The organism is Flavobacterium yafengii, assembly GCF_030010375.1.
GTDB classification, from domain to species: domain Bacteria; phylum Bacteroidota; class Bacteroidia; order Flavobacteriales; family Flavobacteriaceae; genus Flavobacterium; species Flavobacterium yafengii.
The window spans coordinates 842,296-865,689 of sequence record NZ_JASCRY010000001.1 but is presented as its reverse complement, the minus strand read 5'-3'; the positions used below and the strand labels follow the sequence as shown (position 1 = coordinate 865,689).

The following is a 23,394-nucleotide window of genomic DNA, read 5'->3' as shown; positions in this document are numbered from 1 at the left end:
ATGAAATTATTAACCTACACTTTCCTTCTACTTACATTTACAATCTCTTTCAATTGTTTTTCTCAAGAAGTAAGAATCACACCGTTATCAGACACACTCAAACCTATAACAACACTAACAACTGCAAATAAACAGCTGAAAGTTGCATTAAAAATACAAACCTTAACACATTATCTTCCGTTATCCCATTGGAGTAAAAAAAACAGTTTAGGCTTTGACATTTCTGAAGTTGCCTTTGTTAACTGGAGTGCAGGTGGAACAAGTTCGATATCAGGATTGTTTAAAGGGAAATTCCATAGAGGTTATGCCCGAAGCAATTACAACTGGTCAAATGAATTAATCGTTAAATACGGATTGAATAAACAAGACGGAATCGACATACGAAAAACAGAAGATGCAATACAATTAAACTCCACGTTTGGCTACAGAAAAGATACTCTTTCTAACTGGTATCATTCAGCTAAATTCAATTTTAATACGCAATTCGCTAATGGTTATGCGTATCCAAATACTGAAAAAGCAATCTCAAAACCTTTTGCTCCCGCTTATATTTTTATGGGTGTAGGCGCTGAAAATATCAATAAAGAAAAGAAAAGAACATTTTACATCTCGCCATTTACTTTTAAAACAACCCTAGTTTTAGACCAAAGATTAGCAAATCAAGGTGCTTTTGGTGTTGTTAAAGCGACTTACGACTTGGATGGAAATTTACTTACCGAAGGAGAAAAATCAAAAATGGAACTTGGCTTTTTAATAACCAATAAATACAAAAAAGAAATCTTCAAAAATGTCAATTTAGAAAACCGCCTGAGCTTATATTCTGATTATGTAAACCGTTTTGGAAATATAGATGTGGATTGCGACTTTCTAGTAGAACTTGTGGTGAATCAATATGTGAAAGCGAATATTGGAGCGCATGTTATTTATGATGACGATATCAAATCAAAAAGAGAAATCGCAGGAATACAAGTAACTGAAGGCCCAAAAACGCAAGTTCGACAAGCAATTGGTGTTGGAATCGAATATATATTCTAAAAAAAATCCTAAAATAATTTTTCAGGATTTTTTTTAAAATATACTTTATTAATTGATAATAATTTTTTCTTTATAACTCAGGGCTTCTCCTTCTATTTCTAGAATATAAATTCCCTGAGTAAGTTGACTTAAATTAATATTTTTCTCATTATTAAATTCTTGCTTTATTGCTTTATAAACAACTCTCCCATTACTATCAATAATTTTAATATCAACATCACCAATGTAGTTGTTAATTCTTACTGTAATTTCTCCTCTAGATGGATTTGGAAAAACTCTCATCACATTATCTGTATCAAAATTATTAACAGCTAAAGAACAATTAGATCCATCAGCAGGCCTAGTAAAATCTTCCACTTGATCATTGCCTTTATTTTTATCACCAGCTGTTGCGTTAATCCCCAAACCTCTAGCTGCAAATACTTCCCAAATCATACAGTAATCTTGCCCCCCAGTTATTGCTTGATCAGCTGCTATAATGGCATTTCTTGCATCTACAAAAGTGGGACTACACGGCTGTAATTTTATTCCATCTAAAACAATTCGCATCAGTTTATTATTTCCTCCTTGACCTGAGTATTTATTATTATCATACCCGTATTTATTGATATAAGCCCAAGTTAAATCCCATAGCATAGTAGCCCAAACAGAGCCAACACCATGAACCGAAGTTTTTTCAACACCTTCAGCATCAATAGATTGGTAATTATTAGTAAATACATATGTCATTGGATTAATAACTCTATCAGTTGAATAGGGATAATCTCTTATGCCTAAACCATCCGTAGGTTCTGAGGAAACAAAAGTTCCGATTCCTCTTCTTGCCCCTCCAAAATCACCAGGCTTAATTTGCATCATCAAGGCAAACCAGTCAGACCAACCTTCACCCATTTGATCAGTATTGCTTAAACAACCTGAATTATTAGGACCACCAGCTAAACGAATCGAAATTCCATGACCATATTCATGCGCAATAATCCCGTTATCAAAATCTCCATCTACATTAATAAATGGAGAAGATTGTGTTTGTATTTTTACATTTACAGCCTCAGTCTTCATTTGATTTAAAATAGTTTCCCCAATGGAACTACTAACACTGATAGCAGGTATATTAATTGTTGCATCAGCTCCTGACATAATCAAATCTGAGTCAACATTATTTACAACAATAACTGCTATTGCCCCTGCATTTTGAGCAGCTTTTACCTTAACGACAAAATTGCAGCCTCCTCGTCTTAAAACAACTATTTTCCCATTTAAATCAGCTCTATTAGAAGGAGACACACAGCCCTCTGAAGTCCCTCCAAAACTATCAAGGTACAGCACTAAATCTGATTGCAAAAAACTAGGTGTAATAGGCAAATCAACACGTCCAGGGTTAAAAGAATTCTGCTTGGCTACATAGTTCCCTGATAAACTTGATGGCGAATTAACTATAATTGGTTTTATTTCAGGTGCACTATTCCATAAAAACATCTGCATTCTACCTCTATTGCCATCCACTGGAACAGAAAAATTAGCATTATTCAAACTCATTGGTACAGCTAATGAACCATCTTGCGCTTCGGCATTAACATAATCACCAGCTAATCCTCCACGTCCATAATTATTTTCTTGAAAATTACCACTACCCTCATCAAAACCATACTGATACCACACATCATGCATTATATTATTCACATAAAATAAATTCGTATTTGCTGCATCAATATATGTTCTAGCATCAACATTTGTACCTCCATACGGAAAATCAAAAATTAAAGAAGGTCCTCCATCAGGACTACTTGTAACAGTTGAATTATCACCAGCAAAGTCATCTTTGGCCCATACATTATTACCTCGCGTTATAGTATAATCCGCACCATCAACTCCGTCAACATCATGCCAACCAAAAGGAGATGCTTTGGTATCCGAAGGATTTGAGATAAGTTGAAAAGAACCATGATTCGGGCTTTCATAATTGAATGGAATAACACGATAAGACCCTCCTGGTGCTAATGATGATGACCCCGAATAAATTTGTTTATAAGTTGCATCGAAATTTCTTATTAGCGAATCTTTTGTTGACGAATACACTTTATTTCTATCAAAGCTACAAGAAATCACAAAGTCATTTTTTTCTAAAATTTTACCATTTAGCGCATCTATTCTGACACTCCAGATATGATCATGAGTTGGTGTATGAATTGTAAAATCCCATGCCAAAATCAATTTATTTTCACTCAATTGATGATAAACTAAATTCGCGGTAACAGGTTCTTCATTACCTAAACCATTACTTATTTTAAACTTATTCGATTCTGAATTTTCTAAAATATTAAATTTATCCTTAACCGTAATACCTAATTGAAAATAGGCTTTCGCCAAAGCATCTAATACAGACAAAAATGGAGTAGTAGTATTTACTTTATTAGAAACATCATCGACTACTCTTTTTTGAACATCTATTATTTTTTTGTTTTTTATAGAAAAATTTGAAACTGCCCTAAATATATCAATTCCTTGATAACGTTGTACAACGAAACAATTCTCTATCCCGGAAGTCGTAAAACTTCCTTCACTTTGAATTACCCAATCTTTAAAATCACGATTTGAAATGCTGTTCCTAGCATTAGGGGTATTTAAATAATTTTGAATTATTTCTTTATTAGATTGAGAAAAAACAAATAATGGAAAGATAAAGAATATAAAGAGTATTGTTTTTTTCATAAAAATATTGATTAAAATATTTAGTTAAGATATAAATTAATTTTTATTTATACCGTAAATTAGAACTAATTGTTAGGCAATTAACTTTTTGCAGCAGTAATTGTTTTGTACAATAATAACGCATTCCCGTCAGTCAGCAGCGATACATAATGACAAATATGAAGTAATCTTCCATAAAGATTCTCTTTTTCCAAATGATGTTTCTCCGGTAGCATTTTCATGATTAAAGCATCATAATTTGATGCTTCTCCGTCGAATTTATTATTGAAAGCAGTTATGAATTTATCCAATAGCGTTTGTATAATCTGATAGCCTACGATTTCTTTCTCGATGACTTCTCGGCTTTGATAGATGTTTTTGACACTAATTTTTATAATATCATCCATTTGCGCTTTGTACTTGCTTTTATCCATGATGGCAAAAGGGAATTTTCCTTCCAGAATTAACGCTTCATTTTCGATAAAAACTTTGACTGCATCATTAATTAAACTACCAATTGCCAAAGCACGCAAATAACTTATCCGGTCTTCTTTGGTTTCTAAAGTCTTGTATTTAGAAGTATCAATGCTGTCTTTTACCAATTTCATCAAATATTCCAAGGCAAAATCTTCAGAAACTAATCCTAAATTGATTCCGTCTTCAAAATCAATAATGGTATAACAAATATCATCCGCAGCTTCGACTAAATATGCCAAAGGATGTCTTTCGAAACCTATATTATCTCCCGATTTATTTGGAATCAAACCCATATCAGAAGCCACATCTTGAAAAAAGGCCTTATCGGTTTGAAAGAAACCGTATTTTTTATCAGCAATGTCTTTGGTTGGTTTTTTAGGCAAGCTTTCTTTTGGGTATTTCATGAAAGCACCAAGAGTCGCATACGAAATTCTAAGTCCTCCTTCAATTCCGGGACGACCTGCTGTCAATACCGAAAATCCATTCGCATTTCCCTCAAAATCAATCAAATCCTGCCATTCTTTTGCAGTAAGCTGGTCTTTGTATTGCTGTCCTTTACCAATAGAAAAATACTCTCCAATCGCTTTTTCACCAGAATGTCCAAAAGGTGGATTTCCAATATCATGCGCCAATGATGCTGCGGCGACTATAGCACCAAAATCATTCATATGATAGCCGTGAACTTCTTTTAAATGCGGATATTTTTCTATAATTTTCTTACCAACTAATCTTCCTAAAGAACGTCCTACAACCGAAACTTCTAAACTGTGTGTCAATCTGGTATGTACAAAATCAGTTTTTGACAATGGAATAACCTGTGTTTTATCCTGCAAACTTCTAAAAGCGGCCGAAAAGATAATACGGTCATAATCAACTTCAAAACCCAAACGGGTATCGTCCTGTTCTACACGTAATCTTTTGCCTTTGTCGCCTTGTCTTCTTAATGATAAAAGTTGTTCCCAGTTCATGATTTCTTTTTAAAATTTCTTTCCAAAGATAGCAGAAATAGACACATTATCAAGTGAAATAAAGTCAGGTATGACTTAATTTATATGAAAAACCTAACGTATTGGCTCCTATTAATACAATATCCTAAAAATAACAAATTTATAAACCTATCGAAAAAAACTTTAAATGATTAGTGCTACTTTTGTACCGAATTTAAGTTCTTAATTTATTTCTTCATCAACCGATAAGGGTTTTACTTAACTGTAGATTAATAGGGAATCGTGTGTAAATCACGAACTGTCGCGCAACTGTAAGTAACACAAAAAGTTTTTACCTGAAAAAAGATCCACTGTATGCCAATGGCAAATGGGAAGGATGATAAAAATGTTACAAGTCAGGAGACCTGCCTTTTATCGAATTGACAATGCTTTCGCGATTTGAAGCAATAGTCAGGTATGGTGCGTTCTGAACACAATAAGCGTAACTATTTATGCCTTATTGTGCATTTCTCTTTTGCAACGTATTCTCCTTTCTACTTTTCATTTCTAACGAGCATTCTGAAATGCATCAAGAGCTTTTAACTGATTTATTCATCATTTAAAAAGCAAAAAAATGCTAACAAACAATCTTGGCTACCCGCGAATTGGTAGTAACAGAGAATTAAAAAAAGCCTGCGAATCGTACTGGGCTGGAAAAATTTCCGTAGACGAACTTTTGACTACAGGAGCAAACATCCGCAAGGAAAACTGGCAATTACAGGCCGAAGCCGGAATCGATTTAATCCCTTCCAATGACTTTTCGTTTTACGATCAAGTACTCGACTTATCACTTACATTGGGCGTTATTCCAAAACGCTATCAAGAATTAGCCAAAACAAACTCCACTATCGATTTGTATTTTGCCATGGCCAGAGGTTCGCAAAAAGACGGACAAGATGTCGTTGCTATGGAAATGACAAAATGGTTTGATACGAATTATCATTACATCGTACCGGAATTTACCAAAGACCAAGAATTCAAATTATTCTCCGAAAAAATAATCAACGAGTTCAAAGAAGCCAATGCATTAGGAATCGCAACAAAGCCTGTGCTTATGGGACCTGTTTCCTACTTACTTCTTGGAAAAGAAAAGGAAGAAGGTTTCCATAGAATAGACCTTATCGAAAAATTACTGCCGGTTTATTTTGAAATTCTTCAAAAACTGGAAAATGAAAATGTAGCATGGATTCAATTTGACGAACCATTTCTGGCTTTGAATCTAACTGATAAAGAAAGAAGTGCTATCACTTATGTGTATACCGAAATCAACAAACGCTTCCCTAAAATCAAATTAATTCTTGCTAACTATTTTGATTGTTTCGGAGAAAATCTTGACACTGTTCTTGCCTTGCCCGTTCATACTTTACATTTGGATTTGGTGCGTTGTCATTCTCAATTGGATGATATTCTGGAATCAGGACAATTATCAGATAATGTGAATCTTTCACTTGGTGTTGTCGATGGAAGAAATATTTGGAAAAATGATTTCAAAAAATCGTTAGCGCTTATCAAAAAAGCAACGGACGTACTTGGCGAAAATAGAATACTAATTGCGCCATCGTGCTCTCTTATTCACTCCCCGTGTGATTTAGAACTAGAAACCAACAACGCAACACTAACTCCTGAAATCAAGCAATGGCTGGCTTTCGCCAAACAAAAAACAGAAGAAATAGTACTGCTTAAGTATTTTGCCTCAAATGAAATAAACACGACTAATTCTATCCGTTTTCAAGAAAATACCGTTGCCAATGAAAACCGAAAAACATCAAAATTAATCCACAATAATGCGGTAAAAAACCGTGTTGCCAGCATTACAAGTGGTGATGACCAAAGACAAAATCCATTTTCCGTTCGAAGAAAAAAACAAATAGACGTATTAAATCTTCCGTTATTCCCAACTACAACTATTGGTTCTTTCCCACAAACCACCGAAGTTCGAAGCTGGAGAGCGAAGTTCAAAAAAGGCGAATTAAACCAACAACAATATGATGATTTGCTTCAAAAAGAAACCGAAGAAACGATTCGTTTTCAGGAAGAAACGGGCATTGATGTTTTGGTTCATGGAGAATTTGAACGCAATGATATGGTAGAATATTTTGGAGAACAACTCGACGGATTTACGTTTACCAAAAACGGTTGGGTACAAAGTTACGGCAGCCGTTGTGTGAAGCCACCCGTTATTTATGGCGATGTATCACGTCCAAATCCAATGACTGTGAAATGGTCGGCTTTTGCACAATCGCTTACGCCAAAATGGGTTAAAGGAATGTTAACCGGCCCCGTAACTATTTTGCAATGGTCCTTTGTCCGTAACGACCAGCCGCGCTCGGAAACCTGTACTCAAATTGCATTGGCGATTAGAGATGAAGTTGTCGATTTAGAAAATGCAGGAATTAAGATCATTCAAATTGATGAACCTGCTATTCGAGAAGGATTGCCTTTACGAAAAGAAGAATGGGCAACCTATTTGGATTGGGCTGTAAAAGCATTTAGAATTTCGGCAAGTGGCGTAAAAGATGACACCCAGATTCATACCCACATGTGTTACAGTGAATTCAATGACATCATACAGAATATTGCCGATATGGATGCCGATGTAATCACCATAGAGTGTTCGCGTTCGCAAATGGAATTGCTGGATGCTTTTGCCGATTTCAATTATCCAAACGAAATAGGACCTGGCGTATATGACATCCATTCCCCTCGCGTTCCTTCTAGTTCCGAAATGGTTAAATTATTAGAAAAAGCTTCGGCAGTTATTCCTGTTGACCAACTTTGGGTCAATCCGGATTGTGGTTTAAAAACCCGCCATTGGGACGAAACCAAAAAGGCTTTAGTCGAAATGGTAGCCGCAGCTCAAGAGATGAGAATTGCGATAGAAAACATTGCAACTGTTTAATAATTAAATAAAAAAACCTAGTAGATTTAAAAATTTACTAGGTTTTGTTTTTAAGTAAAACTATTGTTAAACTGCAATTTCATCAGATGGATCAAGCAATTTTTTTTTTGCAATAAACTCATGCTTTTTCACCACATACGTAACGGATAATGTGTCGTGCCATCCTCGCTCAGCTGTTAAAAAAGAAAAAGGCTCCAAAGGAATTAATCTGGATACTGTTCGTATAATAACGCTTTTCATATTTGGTTTTGAACCGTCATGCTTTACAACTAGTGTTTTAGTAAAATATTTAGCGAAGGTTCTGGAGAAATACATTTCGGTAAGTCCGTAGTAAAAAAACAGGATAATAAGTCCAAAAAAGAAGCTTTCGATTGGGCTCAGTGCTTTAACCCAATTTGAGGCTGCATAACTATTAGTCAAGTCTCCAATTATAATTATGGTGGTGCCAATGGTGATTTCAATAACATAAACTATCAACACATCGATAATGAAATTAAGGAAACGCTGGCTTTTGGAAGCTAATAAATCATCTGTAACAGTAAATTTTTTATTTTCCATAATAGTAGTATAAAAATGATTATTTATAATGACAACCATCTCAAATATAATGAATTATTCTTATAGTTTTAATCCAAATATTCAATATTAAAGATTTATGTAGCCTTCTATTTTGGGATATATTAACGAAAAGGAGCATTTGACAATTCAAATGCTCCCTTAAGTTTAAAATTTAATAAATACTATGCCGCTGAATTTATTAATTCTAAAGAAATCCTTATTAATGATTCGAATGTGGCCTCTCCATCCTCAAATTCAAGCATTGAAGTAACATTAAAGCTTGTTCTAATTTTCTCTTTGTCCTTAATGTAAAAGGTTTTCGAAACACCATTGTGACCAATCACAAAAGTTATCTCATCATATGCACCTTGATTCATAAAAGGAATTTTATCTTGAGATGAAAAATTATCAAACAACTCAACCAAAACATTTTTCACACTTTGATTATTTGTTGAACTATTCAACTTTATTACACGTTCCTCTCTACCTAAATTTACATTTAATGTTTCTATAGCAGATTGAATTGTACCATCAATTAACCTAAATTCTTTTAGCTTTCCAAATTTCAAAAAATTATTAATCAGATATCTTGCCGGCGCTTGTTTTAATTGTAGAAAATAATTTGAAACTCCTTTCAACCTCATAAAAGAATTGAAAGCATTTTCAAATATCATTTTCACACCATGATTCTCTTTTTTCTGAAAAATAAAAAACCCATATTTTGAATTTTTAGGAACATGAATAAGATAAAAAAAATCTTTACTAAATAAATCTCCTTTTAAAATGTCATATTTGAGATTAGAAGTTTTCCCATCCTTTATTTGCCCATATTCCCCAGTGTATCCAGAATCAAAATAGCCTGTGATAATCCTTTTTTCAACATCTTTAATTTGATTATTTGCAAGTGAAAAAGTTCTATACTTTCCCTGTACATCTGTATAAGATTTAGTATTTTTATGGATGTGACTACAGAAGTCATTCATGGTATCTAACAAGTCTTCCTCTTCATTGAAGAAGCTAAGAACTTGTTGTTCTTTCGCTTTATTTAAAAGCGTAAATCGGTAAATTGATAAATTTATCATACTGTCTTTTTTTTGTTAAGAATTTTCTCAAAATTCATTTTCTTCCAAGCCTTTGTTTTGCTTGGGTTTAAAAAAATATTTTAAATTCTGTGAATAATTTAACTTGGAAAAAAGATATTTTTATTTACTTTTGGTATAATAAAAAAGTAGGTGAGGTAATCTCATGATCTTTATAACTTAATTTTTTAAAAGCTTCCCGGCCGTTTTAATTTTAAGTTTCCAAGTTAGGGATGTCACAGATATCCCTTTTTTTATGCGTATTACTTTTTTTCTTTACCTCAGCAGAATAGATTAAAGGTTAATATTCTTACAAAAGGCCTCAATTAAGAAGCCTTTATTATTTTCCTATTATAATTAACTACCACACATTTCACATTCGTCTGGACCGGCATTTTTAGCCAATTCAATCATTGCTTTGTATTCTTCGGTAGTCATTTCTACTTGTTCTGCTACTACAGGAACAGCGATTGGTTGCTCTTTAATTTCAATTGGCTCCGCTTTTTTATCATTGTTCAATGTAAATTTAATTGCATCCACCGCAGCTTTTGTTCTTAAATAATACATTCCCGTTTTCAATCCAGATTGCCAAGCATAGAAATGCATCGATGTCAATTTAGAATAATTGGCATTTTGCATGAATAAGTTCAACGATTGTGATTGATCCACAAAATAACCACGTTGACGAGACATATCGATAATGTCTTTCATGGACATTTCCCAAACGGTTTTGTACAATTCTTTCAAGTCTTGCGGAATGTTCAGGTCTTGAACGGAACCGTTATTTCGCATTAATTCTTGTTTCAATGTTTCGTTCCACAAACCACGCTCCACTAAATCGTGTAACAAGTGTTTGTTTACCACAATAAATTCTCCCGAAAGTACTCTTCTGGTGTAAATATTAGAAGTGTATGGTTCGAATGCTTCGTTATTACCCAAGATTTGAGAAGTCGAAGCTGTTGGCATTGGCGCTACTAATAATGAGTTTCTCACCCCGTGTTGCATCACTTCTTTTCTTAATGAAGCCCAGTCCCAACGACCGGATAATTCCTCATCTTTCATCCCCCACAAATTGAACTGGAATTCTCCTTGAGACATTGGCGAACCTTCAAAAGTAGAATAAGGACCTTCTTCTTTGGCCATTTCCATTGAAGCGGTAACGGCAGCAAAATATAAAGTTTCAAAAATTTCCTGGTTCAGTTTTTTAGCTTCATCACTCGTAAATGGCAAACGCAACATAATGAAAGCATCGGCCAATCCTTGCACTCCAAGACCAACTGGTCTGTGACGCATATTCGAGTTTTCGGCTTCTATTACCGGATAATAATTTCTGTCGATAACTTTATTCAAGTTTCTGGTCACGCGTTTGGTAACGGTGTACAACAAATCGTGATTGAATTTTTTGTTTTCCACAAACATTGGCAACGAAAGTGAAGCCAGGTTACAAACCGCAATTTCATCTTTCGAAGTGTATTCCATAATCTCGGTACACAAATTCGAAGAACGAATCGTACCTAGATTTTTTTGGTTTGATTTTCTGTTGGCAGCATCTTTGTACAACATATAAGGCGTTCCAGTTTCGATTTGTGATTCCAGAATTTTCTCCCACAATTCGTGTGCTTTGATGGTTTTTCTACCTTTTCCACGTTTCTCGTAATCAATGTACATCGCCTCAAATTCTTCGCCATACACATCATACAATCCTGGACATTCATTAGGACACATCAACGTCCAATAGCTATCTTCTTGTACTCTTTTCATGAACAAATCCGAAGTCCACATCGCAAAAAACAAATCTCTTGCACGCATTTCTTCTTTTCCGGTATTCTTTTTCAAGTCCAGGAATTCAAAGATATCCGCATGCCAAGTTTCGATATAAATAGCAAAACTACCTTTACGTTTTCCACCACCTTGATCTACATAACGAGCGGTATCATTGAAAACACGTAACATCGGAACAATTCCGTTTGACGTTCCGTTTGTCCCACGTATGTAAGAACCTGTAGCCCTTACATTATGAATAGAAAGTCCAACTCCACCTGCTGATTGAGAGATTTTTGCCGTTTGTTTCAACGTATCATAAATCCCGTCAATACTATCGTCTTGCATGGCCAAAAGGAAACAAGAAGACATCTGAGGTTTTGGCGTTCCAGCATTAAATAATGTTGGCGTTGCATGCGTAAAGAACTTTTTCGACATTAAGTCGTAGGTTTCTATCACAGATTTCAAATCGTCTAAGTGAATCCCAACAGACACACGCATCAACATGTGTTGCGGACGCTCTACGATTTTACCGTTTATTTTTAGCAAATACGATCGTTCCAAGGTTTTAAAACCAAAATAATCGTAGTTGAAATCTCTGTTGTATATAATATGTGAGTCTAAAAACTCTGCATTATCCATAATCACTTTATGTACTTCCTCAGAAAGTAACGGAGCATATTGACCGTTTCTTGGGTTTACATAATTGAACATATCACTCATCGTTTCAGAGAATGATTTTTTTGTATTCGAATGTAAATTTGAGATTGCAATACGAGCGGCTAATTGTGCATAATCAGGATGCGCAATAGTCATTGACGCGGCAGTTTCGGCAGCAAGATTATCCAATTCAGATGTCGAAACACCATCATAAAGTCCTTCAATTACGCGCATTGCCACTTTCACGGCATCAACCAAATCATTCAAACCATAACATAGTTTTTTAATTCTATCTGTGATTTTGTCGAACATTACCGGCTCTTTGTGCCCATCTCTTTTAACTACATACATACGCTTAATTGTTTTAAAAAACAGAAAATCCCTTTCCCGTTTTTGAGTATTTGTTTCATTTTTTTGGGAAGCTAATCCCGCTGTCATTCCAATCTTTCTAGTCCTGAAAAAAGTTCAGGACTAGAAAGGATATTCCCTTCCATCGGGGCTAAAACACCCGCTGATGCGATAACTGCTTTCTAAAAATCAGCGTCAAAACTAATTTTCTGAGCATCTTCATCGGTATTCATAACACCTGCTTTTTGATATTCGGCAACTTTCTTTTCAAAGAAATTTGTTTTCCCTTGAAGCGAAATCATATCCATAAAATCAAAAGGATTTGAAGTGTTGTATTCTCTCTCGCAACCTAATTCAACCAATAATCTGTCGGCAACAAATTCTAAATATTGTGTCATTAACACTGCATTCATTCCTATTAAACTCACAGGAAGGGATTCAGTGATAAATTCTCTTTCAATATTCAAAGCATCAACAATAATACTTCTGATCCTTTCTTTTGGAACTTTATTTACTAAATGGTGGTTGTGCAAGTGTACTGCAAAATCACAGTGTACTCCTTCGTCGCGAGAAATCAATTCGTTAGAAAACGTTAATCCTGGCATTAATCCACGTTTTTTCAACCAATAAATAGAACAAAACGCTCCCGAAAAGAAGATTCCTTCCACAGCTGCAAAAGCAATCAAACGTTCCGCAAACGAATCAGATTCAATCCATTTCAAAGCCCAGTCCGCTTTTTTCTTAATTGCCGGAAAAACTTCCAAAGCGTTGAACAATTCATCTTTCTCTACTTCATCTTTCACATACGTATCAATCAACAAAGAATACGTTTCACTGTGAATGTTTTCCATCATGATTTGAAAACCGTAAAAGAATTTTGCTTCAGCATATTGCACTTCGTTCACAAAATTTTCGGCTAAATTCTCATTTACAATTCCGTCAGAAGCAGCAAAAAAAGCAAGAATGTGTTTTACAAAATAACGTTCCTCATCAGAAAGTTTATTATTCCAGTCATTTAGATCTTGTGACAAATCGATTTCTTCAGCAGTCCAGAAACTGGCTTCCATACTTTTATAAAATTCCCAAATATCATGGTGTTTGATAGGGAAAATTACGAAACGATTTTTATTTTCTTGTAAAATTGGTTCAACTTGCGCCATTATAATTGTTTATTTTTTTGAGGTTTTAACGAAATTTTATGCTTTCTGTGGATTACAAAGATTGTGAAATATTGCCGGAATTAAAAGCCAAACTTATTCACAATCGGCCATAGTTTTTAACAAACTAAAAAATTAAGACATTTTTTATATGAATTTTAAATGTCTAAAAATCAGTGTTTTAAAATTAAAAAAGAGAGGTGAAGTACCGTAAAATATAGGATTTTAAAAACAGGGAACAAGAAAATTTGAATTTATTTTAGATTTATTTTTTGAGTTCTTGTGCGACTATTTCAAGCTCTGCATACCAGTCCTCTCCAAACCTTCTAACCAAAGCTTCCTTGACAAATTTATACACTGGCACTTCAAGTTCCTGACCTAAAGAACAGGCCGGATCACAAATATCCCATTTGTCATAATTGACAGCGGCAAACTCCGTGAAATCTTTCACACGAATAGGATACAAATGACAAGAAACAGGTTTTTTCCAGTCAACAATCCCTTGATTGTACGCTTGCTCGATACCACACAAAGCCGTTTTACCGTCAAAAATCACATAAGCACAATCCTTATTATCAATCAGCGGTGTTTCAAGATCACCATCTGTTCCTTTTGTCCAAGTTCCTTGCGCTTCAATAGCAGCAATTCCTTGTTTGCGTAAAAACGGTTTTACTTTAGGATAAATTTCCTCTAATATCTTGGTTTCCTCAATGCTCAATGGAGCTCCCGCATCGCCATCAACACAACAAGCCCCTTTACAGGCTGACAAATTACAAACAAAATCTTTTTCGAGTATGTCTTCTGAGACGATGGTTTTTCCTAATTGAAACATTATTTTGGGGTACAGAGATTATAAAGTGCAAAGGTAGTCAAAGTAAATTGTAATTTTTTAGATAAAAACCAACTTTAACTTTTGGAAAAACCAACGAAACAATTGATTTTTAAAACCAACTAACAAACTAATATTAAACAACATACAATTATAAAAAATAAAAATTCTATTGAAAATCAGTCTGTAAAAAAATGAATCAGAATTGTTGTAATAAAATTTAATTTTAATCAAAAATCTACCGAAAAGTTTAACTTTGCAAACAAAAAAATTATGTTTGAAATCGATTTTAGAGAAATAATTACGGTTGGAATGGTACTTTTTGCCGTAATTGATATCGTGGGAACTATTCCTATTATTGTTGATTTAAGATCAAAACACGGACACATAGAATCTGAAAAAGCTTCAATAGTAGCATGCATAATCATGATTGTTTTCCTTTTTGTGGGAGAGGAATTATTGAATTTAATAGGAATTGATGTAAACTCTTTTGCGGTTGCAGGTTCATTTGTATTATTCTTTCTGGCATTAGAAATGATTTTAGGCATTCGGCTTTATCGCGATGAAGAAGCGAGTTCCGCATCTATTGTCCCTTTGGCGTTTCCCTTAATAGCCGGAGCCGGAACAATGACTACTTTACTGTCTTTACGTTCCCAGTTTTTTACCATAAATATTGTTATTGCCATAATTTTGAATATTATACTGGTATATATTGTTTTGAAATCATCCTCTAAAATTGAAAAAATACTAGGAGAAAATGGACTTGGCGTCATTAGAAAGACTTTTGGCGTAGTACTTCTTGCAATTGCTGTTAAATTATTCGCTGCGAATGTTAAAGGTTTGTTCGTCTAAAATAAATTTTCATAAATTTACCCCCTAAGATAATTTTAAAAGGTAATCTGATTTTTGAACTGACATGTGTTTCTAAAATAAAAAATCTGTTTCTTTTATATCAAAAACAAAAACGTATTATGAAAATTTTCACTAACATCTTGGTGTTTTTAGCAATAGCGCTAATCATATTTAATGTTACTTTGTTGGATTTTAGAAATCCATTTCAAGGAGATAGCGTAGTTGCTTTTATTGGAATTGCTGCTTCTTTTTGTGCCGTTTTGATTCTTCTGATTTTTAAAATGGCAAAAAAGATTGAAGAAAAATCAAATGACCAACTGTAATAATGTTTGATGTTCTCATAGTTGGCGGTGGCGTTTCTGGGATATCCTGCGCACTCGTTTTGGGTTCTGCAAGAAATAAATCCTTTGTCACTGACAAAAGAATTGTCATTTTCACCCATCAAAAAACATCATCTCTTCAAGAAGCACTGTTTAATAATGCTTATGGTATAGCTCCAGGCAAATTAGGGTCTGAATTATTGGAGGAAAGCACCGAACATCTTTCGAAAGCGTATCCTCATATCACTCAAATTCCAGATGAAAAAGTACTGAAAATTGAAGGGCAATTTCCGGAATTCACAGTCATAACAAATAAAAATTCCTACCAAACAAAAACAATCGTCATAGGCATAGGCTCCGCAAATACTTTTGCAATTGATGGATTGATGCATTATGTAGAACCCCATCAAAAATCCCTTCCCGAAAAACAACGAATCCAACTAAAAAACAACGACCACAAAGTGGCTGAAGGAATCTATGTCATAGGAACTTTAGCAGGTTGGAGAAGCCAGCTGGCCATTGCTGCCGGAAGCGGTGCCGCAGTTGCAACAGATATTCTCACCTTATGGAATGACGGCGTGCAGACTCATGCACACGATAGTATCAGGTAAATAGAATTTCATTCTAAAAAATCTCTAGAAAAATAGTGGTAGGTTTACATTTTCAACACACTATTTTATGTTATCACTATTATTAGGACTGACCAGGCTCATCATTTTTATACTATTTGTTTCCTTCTTCTCGATTCTTTTCTATTTGACGAGTTTCTTTTGTAGCAAAGAAATTAATTCCAAAAGAGCACTTCATCTACGCGATTTTTTAATAAGAGGACTTAATATCATTTTAGGCATTCGCACCATTATTTATGGAGAAAAACCCACGATACAAGGACTCATTGTAGCCAATCACCGTTCCTATTTTGACCCAATTGTTATTGTAAATCAAATACATGCTTTTCCGGTAGGCAAGAAAGAAGTTGCATCATGGCCTATGATTGGCTACATCTGTAAAATATCAGGTGTTTTATTTGTAGACAGAAACTGCCAAAAAAGCAGACAAGAAACTGCCGAAAATATTCGAGAAGTTCTAGCCAAAGGATATTCTATCATTAATTTTCCCGAAGGCACGACAGATATTTTGCCAACGACTGTAGATTTTAATTACGGTTCGTTTGTGATGGCTACTAAGATTAAAGCAGCGGTTATTCCTATTGCTATTGATTATAAAGAAAAAACGGATGCTTTTGTGGGAGATGATACTTTCATTCCGCATTTTTTAAAGTGTTTTGGGAAATGGACTACCGAGATTAAAATCACTTTTTTTTCACCTATTTATTCTGAAGAGGCGACCTATTTATTAAATACGTCTAAGAAGATGATAGATGAAGAACTCATTCATTATAGAAAAGATTGGGACAGTAAAAATTAGTTGTTTTTAAAAACGAATATTTTTCTTCACAATTACTTCTTAGAAATGGCCTTAATCATCGCATCTTCTTTCAATACAATTTCATAATAATAGCTTTCCCCATACAATTGCCGGGCAAATTCAGCAGTTAAGTATTTTTTTACCAACGACTTGCTTTTTCCAAAATTCAAATCCAATCCGTTTCCGAAAATAAATTTTTGAAACAAATTAAAATACAAATCCGTTTCATTCATTTTAATTTTAAATTGTTCGAAATTAAGTCCTTTAAAAGCGCTTCTGTTTTTATCTAATTGTTCGAAAACAAAATTACCCACGATTCCGGATTGCAATAAATAAGCGGTACTTTCATTTCCGTGCTCTACTTCTAGCGGTACAAAAACATCAGGAACAATTCCGCCTCCACCGTAAACAATCTTCCCTTTTTTAGTTTTGAATTTTAACGTATCCGAAACTTTTATACTGTCTTTTTCATACAATTCTCCATTTCCAAAACGAGCTTCTGATTCTTTAAAATACGCTTCATTTCCTTTCGAATAAGGTTTTTGAATCGAGCGACCGGTTGGTGTGTAATACCTGGCAATAGTCAATCGAACGGCGGAACCATCGGCAAAATCCATTTCACGTTGCACCAATCCTTTTCCAAAAGAACGGCGGCCCACAATTGTTCCTCTGTCATTATCTTGAATGGCACCCGCTAGAATTTCACTGGCAGAAGCACTGTTTTCATTGATTAAAACAAATACGTTTCCGGTTTCAAAACTACCTTTTTTGGTTGCAAATGTCTTGTCTATATTCCCGTTTTTATTCTTGGTAAAAACAATCAGCTGCTTATCCGTCAATAATTCATCGGCAATAGCAATCGCTTCTTCCATATAACCGCCCCCATTATCACGAACATCAATTACGAGTGATTTTGCGCCTTGTTGTTTCAGTTTAGTCAAACCTGTCATAAACTCGCTATAGGTCGTTTCGGCAAATCTGTTTATTTTTATATAACCCGTTTTATTGTTCAAAAGTAGTACCGCATCGACACTTTTTAGAGGAATAACATCGCGCTTTATTCTTACTTTTAGTTTTTTGCCTTCGGATTTTCTGTAGATAGTCAATTCAATATCAGAACCTACCGTTCCTTTTAATTTAGAATACAAACTGTCACTTGGTAATTTGCGTCCAAATAATTTTGTTTTATCGGCATATAAAATTCGGTCACCTGCCTTTATTCCAGCTTTTGCCGAAGGGCCATTCTCTACTGGTTTTATAACCGCAACTGAATCGTTGTACATATAAAAATTTACGCCAATCCCCACAAAATTTCCTTTCATACTTTCTACCACTTCCAGTTGTTCGCTTGGCGGAATATATACGGAATGTGGGTCAAGTTGCGCCAGAATATTATCTACGGTAAGGTTTACTATAGAATCCGTATTGATATCATCGACATATTCATTGTCAATAAAATCAATCAGCTTGTTGAGTTTGCTCCTAGAATTATTTCTGTCTGCAAAATCAACTGCATTAGGAAAATTCAACATTCCGCCCAGCACAACACCCAAAGCAAGTGTTGAGAAAATAAGAATGGGCAAATATTTTACGTTATATTTCATACGAAGACAATAATTATTCTTCTAATACTGGGATATGTTCTACCTCTACTCCTGCTTTTATAAGGAACTGAATTCCTGAATCGTCACGATAGCCATTCTGATACACCACTCTTTTTATTCCGGATTGATGAATCAATTTGCTGCACTCTTTACATGGCGAAAGCGTAATATACAAGGTTGCGCCTTCACACGATTGTGTAGATCGTGCCACTTTCAGAATCGCATTTGCTTCAGCATGTAAAACATCCCAACGCGTTAATCCTTCTTCATCTTCACAGCAATTTTCAAAACCAGATGGCGTTCCGTTATATCCGTCAGAGATTATCATTCTATCTCGCACAATAATCGCACCAACTTGTTTGCGTTTACAATATGACAGCAAACCCCATTCTTTGGCAATTCTAAGATACGCTTTATCGTATTTATTTAATTTTTTTTCGTTCATTTTTATCTAATCCAGATTTCACTTTCAACAATCAATGGTATCACTACTCCTATTATAAATGCCGACATCACTAATGTCCAATCACGTTTCGAAAATCTAAAAACGGTTTGAACAATATACGACAAAATCAAAACCACAAAAACCACTACAATCTGTGCCGCTTCTATTCCTAATGCAAATTCTGACAATGGTACTATTTTAGAAACAGCATCGCCTCCAAGAATCGATTTGAAATAATTTGAAAAACCCAATCCATGAATTATTCCAAAGAAAAGCGTGATGAAAAACACCAAATTTATACTTTCTTTCTTGCTTGATTTTCCAGCCGTAAAAAGATTAAACAGCGCCGTTATCAGTATAGTTATTGGAATTAATAATTCGACAACATTTACTTTAATTGCAATTATACCAAAAACAGAAAGCATTAAAGCCATTGTATGTCCAATGGTAAAAAGCGTCACCAGAAGCACAATTCTCTTCCAATCTTTAAAAGAGAAAGGAATTGCTAATGCTATTAAAAATAAAACATGGTCATACGCATGAATATCTAAAACGTGTTTTAATCCTATTTGAAAGTAAATCCAAAATTCTGACATGGGTAATTTATTAGGTTGATAAAGGGGTTGTAAACTTACGATTAATTTTGAAAATGATTGATTTGATTATTTAAATAAATGCAATTCAAAAGAGATCAAATTCAAAGAAAAAATATAAAAAAATTAAAATCATTAATTTAAAAATAGATTTATCTTTGTAAGATAAAAAAACAATAATTATGTCATTTTCAGATTTATTTGATAGCGAATTCAAACAAAGAAATAAAGGTCATTTTTCAGCTATTGTTCGTGTAGCACTTGCTGACGATACGTTTGCTCCAGAAGAGAAACTATTTTTAGACAAACTGGCTGTTCGATTAGAAATTTCTCAAGCAGAATATGAAGAAATTTTAGAAAACCCATTAAAATATCCTATAAATCCTCCTTATTTACATGAGCAAAGACTGGAGCGTTTGTTTGATTTAGCGAGAATGGTTCATGTTGATCATCAGTTAGGTGACAAACAAGAATTATTATTAAGAAAAATTGGAGTAGCACTAGGCTTTAATGCTGAAAATGTAGATTATATCATACATAAAGCACTTAAATTAGTAGATAAAAAAGTAGATTTAGATACTTTCCTTTTCGAAATGCAAAACATGAACAAGTAATTGTAAAAGTATAAAAAAAGCTCTCAGATATCTGGGAGCTTTTTTATTAAACCTATATTTTAGTATTTACTTAATTTTGCTTTATGCATAAATTCTTCCGCCTTTTCGACCATGTTGTAGCTTCCGCAAAAGAACGGAACCCTTTCATGTAATTCTGTCGGTTCAATTTCCATGATTCTATTAAATCCATCTGAAGCCTTTCCTCCAGCTTGTTCAGCAATAAAAGCTAACGGATTGCATTCATACAACAATCGTAATTTCCCTTTTGGTGCTTTGGAACTTGTAGGATATAAATAAATTCCGCCTTTAATCATATTTCTATGAATATCCGAAACTAAACTCCCTATATATCTTGAAGTATAAGGCCTGTCTCCTTCTTCTAACTGACAATATTTTATATAATCTTTTACTCCTTGTGGAAAATGAACATAGTTCCCTTCGTTAATGGAATAAATATGACCGTCAGTTGGGAATTGCATTTTTGGATGCGATAAATAAAAGGTTCCAATGGCCGGATTCAGCGTAAATCCATTCACTCCGTGTCCTGTCGTATACACTAACATCGTCGAGGTTCCGTAAATAACATATCCCGCAGCAACCTGATTGATTCCCGGCTGTAAAAAATCTTCAATGGTAACCGGAGTTCCTATTGGAGTAACTCTCCTATAAACCGAAAATATAGTTCCTACTGAAACATTCACATCAATATTTGATGAACCGTCAAGCGGATCCATTAAAACCACATACTTATTATTATGACTATTGTCGCTTCCTTCAACAGTAATGAAATCATCATTTTCTTCAGAGGCAATACCACAAACAATTTCACGATTAATTAAAGTTTGAATGAAAACTTCATTAGCATAAACGTCCAGTTTTTGTTGATCTTCACCTTGTATGTTTTGTTCTCCAGCAGCACCTACAATATCAACTAATCCTGCTTTGTTTACTTTATAATTGACTACTTTGGCAGCCAATCGAATGGAGTTAATGATTCGGGATAATTCGCCTGACGAATATTGAAAAGCATTTTGGTTTTCAATGATAAATTCTCCTAGTGTTTTGTTGCGTTCTTCCATTACGAAATCGATGTAGTTATTTTGAAGTCACAAATATCGTTTTTTTTGTGAAAACAATTTGAATACTATTTATTTAGTTTGACAGTATTGTATATTTGCTGAATAAAACACAAAATTAATACGTAAAAATGCAATTTTATTGCATTTTTGAATCATTAAAATAAAAATTTATGAATATTAGAAAAGGAAAACCTGAAGACATGCAGGCTGTTTTAGGCCTTATTCAAGAATTAGCCGATTTTGAAAAGGAGCCGGATGCAGTTCTTGTAACTGTTGACGATTTAGTTCGTGATGGTTTTGGTCCTGTTCCTCTATTTCATGTTTTTGTTGCCGAAGTTGATGATGAAATTGTTGGTATTGCTTTGTGGTATTACCGCTATTCTACCTGGAAAGGAAAAATAATTCATCTGGAAGATTTAGTAGTAAAAGATAAAATGAGAGGCACAGGATTAGGTTATGCTTTGTATTCTGAAATTATAAAACAGGGTAAAAGAGATAATGTTCGAAGAATTGACTGGCATGTTCTGGACTGGAACGCTCCTGCTATTGAATTTTACGAAAAATCAGGTGCAAAAGTGTTAAAAGATTGGTATGTAGTGCAAATGGATGAAATAGGAATCAACCATTTTGTAGAGAATAAATTGAAATAAAGTATAAAGAACAATTTTTGTTTAAAACTATGAGAGTATTCAAATTTGGAGGAGCTTCTGTAAAAGATGCCGCAGGAATTAAAAACGTATATGACGTTTTACAAAAAGTGGGTTACGAAGATGTATTGTTAGTTGTTTCTGCAATGGGAAAAACGACGAATGCATTGGAAATTGTCATAAAAAACTATTTCGACAAATCGGCTGAGTTAAATTCTTCAGTCCAAGAAGTAAAAAAATACCACAATCAAATTTTGATGGATTTATTTGAAGATGACAAAAACGAAGTTTTTGCTGCTGTAAATACTCAATTTGCTGATTTAGAATACTTCTTGACACATAATAAATCTCCTAATTATAATTTTGTTTACGACCAAATTGTAAGTTATGGCGAGTTAATTTCGACAACTATTCTTAGTCATTTCATGAATTTCATGGGAATAAAAACGCAATGGCTGGATGTTCGTAATTTCATAAAAACAGATGCAAATTATAGAGATGCAGAAGTAGATTGGGAATTGACACAGAAAAACATTGCCAAGAACGTAAAACGAAAAATCTTAAATATTACACAAGGATTCTTAGGTTCTGATGAGAATAATTTCACCACTACTCTAGGCCGTGAAGGTTCTGATTATACTGCTGCGATTTTTGCCTATTGCCTAAATGCCGAAAGCGTAACCATCTGGAAAGATGTTCCCGGAGTAATGAATGCCGACCCAAGATATTTTGAAAACGCAAGTTTATTAAATCAAATTTCGTATCGTGAAGCCATTGAATTAGCTTTTTATGGCGCAACGGTTATTCACCCAAAAACGCTGCAACCTTTACAAAAAAAGGAAATTCCTTTGTATGTAAAATCATTTATAAACCCATTATTAAAAGGGACAAGTGTTTCTAAAGGTGTCGATTTAGAACCGTATTTACCTTGTTTTATTGTTAAAAGAAACCAACTTTTAATTTCACTTTCCTCAATAGATTTCTCTTTCATCATGGAAGAAAACATCAGCGAGATTTTTGCGTTGTTTCACCAATTCAAAATAAAAGTAAACTTAATTCAGAATTCTGCCATTAGTTTTTCTGTATGTGTGGAAGATAAATTTGATAATTTTAAAGCACTGAATGCCATTTTATCTAAAAAATTTAAAGTTGAATTTGACGAAAATGTAACCTTATATACGATCCGACATTTCAACGACAAAGCAGCACAAACTGTCGAAAAAAATAAAGTAGTTTTATTGAAACAAGTCAGCCGTGAAACTATGCAAGTGATCACTAAAGAAGTTTAAAAACTGTTTCAACAATATTAAAATGGGAATCGAAATTTAATTTTGA

At 34.1% G+C, this 23,394-nt stretch carries 20 protein-coding genes and 1 riboswitch; of the genes, 9 read left to right on the top strand and 11 right to left on the bottom strand.

Features of this window, described 5'->3' with window-relative positions:
* Positions 1-1,035 (top strand): DUF3078 domain-containing protein, encoded by a 1,035-nt coding sequence (locus QLS97_RS03800; protein ID WP_282714322.1) that lies wholly within the window; start codon positions 1-3, stop codon positions 1,033-1,035.
* A 48-nt stretch (positions 1,036-1,083) separates the two neighbouring features.
* Here QLS97_RS03800 and QLS97_RS03795 read toward each other — a convergent pair whose 3' ends face one another.
* Together QLS97_RS03795 and dgt are read right to left on the bottom strand one after the other, a co-directional pair.
* A complete protein-coding gene (locus tag QLS97_RS03795) occupies positions 1,084-3,744 on the bottom strand; it encodes a T9SS-dependent M36 family metallopeptidase (RefSeq protein ID WP_282714321.1) in 2,661 nt (886 codons plus the stop codon).
* Positions 3,745-3,824: 80 nt separating this feature from the next.
* Positions 3,825-5,168 (bottom strand): dGTP triphosphohydrolase, encoded by a 1,344-nt coding sequence (gene dgt / locus QLS97_RS03790; RefSeq protein ID WP_282714320.1) that lies wholly within the window; start codon positions 5,166-5,168, stop codon positions 3,825-3,827.
* A 211-nt stretch (positions 5,169-5,379) separates the two neighbouring features.
* Positions 5,380-5,573: riboswitch (cobalamin riboswitch) on the top strand.
* Between the two features lie 187 nt (positions 5,574-5,760).
* Here dgt and metE point away from each other — a divergent pair.
* Positions 5,761-8,085, top strand: coding sequence for a 5-methyltetrahydropteroyltriglutamate--homocysteine S-methyltransferase (gene metE, locus QLS97_RS03785; RefSeq protein ID WP_282714319.1), 2,325 nt, complete (start codon positions 5,761-5,763; stop codon positions 8,083-8,085).
* Between the two features lie 66 nt (positions 8,086-8,151).
* Here the strand turns inward: metE and QLS97_RS03780 are convergent, their stop codons facing one another.
* The 5 genes from QLS97_RS03780 to QLS97_RS03760 form a co-directional block, all read right to left on the bottom strand.
* Positions 8,152-8,643 carry an RDD family protein gene (locus tag QLS97_RS03780; protein WP_282714318.1) on the bottom strand — a complete coding sequence of 164 codons (492 nt, stop codon included), beginning with the start codon at positions 8,641-8,643 and terminating at the stop codon, positions 8,152-8,154.
* Positions 8,644-8,825: 182 nt separating this feature from the next.
* Complete coding sequence (locus QLS97_RS03775) at positions 8,826-9,725, bottom strand: hypothetical protein (RefSeq protein WP_282714317.1); 900 nt, start codon at positions 9,723-9,725, stop codon at positions 8,826-8,828.
* 354 nt (positions 9,726-10,079) lie between these two features.
* The gene (locus tag QLS97_RS03770; RefSeq protein ID WP_282714316.1) at positions 10,080-12,494 is read right to left on the bottom strand and encodes a ribonucleoside-diphosphate reductase subunit alpha; all 2,415 of its coding nucleotides are present in this window, start codon (positions 12,492-12,494) and stop codon (positions 10,080-10,082) included.
* Positions 12,495-12,673: 179 nt separating this feature from the next.
* Positions 12,674-13,651 carry a ribonucleotide-diphosphate reductase subunit beta gene (locus tag QLS97_RS03765; protein WP_282714315.1) on the bottom strand — a complete coding sequence of 326 codons (978 nt, stop codon included), beginning with the start codon at positions 13,649-13,651 and terminating at the stop codon, positions 12,674-12,676.
* Between the two features lie 262 nt (positions 13,652-13,913).
* Positions 13,914-14,480 (bottom strand): DUF3109 family protein, encoded by a 567-nt coding sequence (locus tag QLS97_RS03760; RefSeq protein WP_282714314.1) that lies wholly within the window; start codon positions 14,478-14,480, stop codon positions 13,914-13,916.
* Positions 14,481-14,750: 270 nt separating this feature from the next.
* Between QLS97_RS03760 and QLS97_RS03755 the strand changes: the two genes are divergently transcribed.
* The 4 genes from QLS97_RS03755 to QLS97_RS03740 all read left to right on the top strand — a co-directional run bounded on the left by QLS97_RS03755 (position 14,751) and on the right by QLS97_RS03740 (position 17,077).
* Positions 14,751-15,329: a MarC family protein gene (locus QLS97_RS03755; protein WP_282714313.1), complete on the top strand. Its 579-nt coding sequence runs from the start codon at positions 14,751-14,753 to the stop codon at positions 15,327-15,329.
* Between the two features lie 119 nt (positions 15,330-15,448).
* Positions 15,449-15,652, top strand: a complete 204-nt coding sequence (locus QLS97_RS03750; protein WP_099714232.1) for a hypothetical protein — start codon at positions 15,449-15,451, stop codon at positions 15,650-15,652.
* Positions 15,653-15,654: 2 nt separating this feature from the next.
* The gene (locus tag QLS97_RS03745; RefSeq protein ID WP_282714312.1) at positions 15,655-16,260 is read left to right on the top strand and encodes an FAD-dependent oxidoreductase; all 606 of its coding nucleotides are present in this window, start codon (positions 15,655-15,657) and stop codon (positions 16,258-16,260) included.
* Between the two features lie 67 nt (positions 16,261-16,327).
* On the top strand, positions 16,328-17,077 hold the full coding sequence (locus tag QLS97_RS03740; RefSeq protein WP_282714311.1) for a lysophospholipid acyltransferase family protein: 750 nt from the start codon (positions 16,328-16,330) through the stop codon (positions 17,075-17,077).
* 32 nt (positions 17,078-17,109) lie between these two features.
* Here QLS97_RS03740 and QLS97_RS03735 read toward each other — a convergent pair whose 3' ends face one another.
* The 3 genes from QLS97_RS03735 to QLS97_RS03725 are packed head-to-tail and all read right to left on the bottom strand — an operon-like array spanning position 17,110 to position 19,722.
* Positions 17,110-18,681, bottom strand: coding sequence for a S41 family peptidase (locus QLS97_RS03735; protein WP_282714310.1), 1,572 nt, complete (start codon positions 18,679-18,681; stop codon positions 17,110-17,112).
* 13 nt (positions 18,682-18,694) lie between these two features.
* Entirely contained in the window at positions 18,695-19,126 is a 432-nt protein-coding gene (locus QLS97_RS03730) for a deoxycytidylate deaminase (protein WP_114753665.1), read from the bottom strand.
* Positions 19,127-19,128: 2 nt separating this feature from the next.
* Positions 19,129-19,722, bottom strand: coding sequence for a HupE/UreJ family protein (locus QLS97_RS03725; RefSeq protein WP_282714309.1), 594 nt, complete (start codon positions 19,720-19,722; stop codon positions 19,129-19,131).
* Positions 19,723-19,901: 179 nt separating this feature from the next.
* On the opposite strand from QLS97_RS03725, the gene QLS97_RS03720 reads away from it, so the two are divergent.
* The gene (locus QLS97_RS03720) at positions 19,902-20,333 is read left to right on the top strand and encodes a tellurite resistance TerB family protein (protein WP_282714308.1); all 432 of its coding nucleotides are present in this window, start codon (positions 19,902-19,904) and stop codon (positions 20,331-20,333) included.
* Between the two features lie 59 nt (positions 20,334-20,392).
* On the opposite strand, the gene fbp is transcribed toward QLS97_RS03720, so the two are convergent.
* Positions 20,393-21,412: a class 1 fructose-bisphosphatase gene (gene fbp / locus QLS97_RS03715; RefSeq protein WP_282714307.1), complete on the bottom strand. Its 1,020-nt coding sequence runs from the start codon at positions 21,410-21,412 to the stop codon at positions 20,393-20,395.
* A 170-nt stretch (positions 21,413-21,582) separates the two neighbouring features.
* Here fbp and QLS97_RS03710 point away from each other — a divergent pair, with 170 nt between their 5' ends.
* Complete coding sequence (locus QLS97_RS03710; RefSeq protein ID WP_282714306.1) at positions 21,583-22,062, top strand: GNAT family N-acetyltransferase; 480 nt, start codon at positions 21,583-21,585, stop codon at positions 22,060-22,062.
* 29 nt (positions 22,063-22,091) lie between these two features.
* Positions 22,092-23,348 (top strand): aspartate kinase, encoded by a 1,257-nt coding sequence (locus tag QLS97_RS03705; RefSeq protein WP_282714305.1) that lies wholly within the window; start codon positions 22,092-22,094, stop codon positions 23,346-23,348.
* Positions 23,349-23,394 lie beyond the last annotated feature (46 nt).